We start from the raw sequence: 599 nt of genomic DNA on the forward strand, positions 1-599 counted from the left end.
GTATCCTGCAAGTCGACGCGCGGCATCGTGGCGGCGATTTCGAGTTATCTGGCCGACAAGGGCTGCAACATCATCGACAGCTCGCAGTTCGACGATCTCGATACCGGCAAGTTCTTCATGCGCGTCAGCTTCATCTCGGAAGAGGGTCTTTCGGGCACCGAGATCGGCGCCGATTTTTCACCGGTCGCCGCCCCCTTTTCGATGGATTACGAGTTTCACGACAGCGAGAAGCGCATGAAGGTGCTGCTGATGGTGTCGCGCTTCGGCCATTGTCTCAACGACCTGCTCTATCGCTGGAAGATCGGCGCGCTGCCGATCGACATCGTCGGCGTCGTTTCCAACCATTTCGACTACCAGAAGGTCGTGGTCAACCACGACATCCCCTTCCACCATATTCCGGTCACCAAGGCCAACAAGGTTCAGGCCGAAGCCCGTATCATGGAGGTGGCCGAGCAGACCGGCACCGAGCTGATCGTGCTCGCCCGCTACATGCAGATCCTGTCGGACGAGATGTGCCAGAAGATGTCGGGCAAGATCATCAACATCCACCATTCCTTCCTGCCGAGCTTCAAGGGCGCCAACCCCTACAAGCAGGCCTA

The 599-nt window shown here is 58.3% G+C and carries 1 protein-coding gene; it reads left to right on the forward strand.

What is annotated here, in order from left to right; all coding sequences use genetic code 11:
* Window positions 1-599: formyltetrahydrofolate deformylase (locus tag GR197_RS31375; RefSeq protein ID WP_204330498.1), on the forward strand; the 599-nt coding region annotated here is incomplete at both ends.

Origin of the sequence: Rhizobium phaseoli (assembly GCF_010668805.1) — a bacterium.
Taxonomy (GTDB): Bacteria; Pseudomonadota; Alphaproteobacteria; order Rhizobiales; family Rhizobiaceae; genus Rhizobium; species Rhizobium phaseoli_A.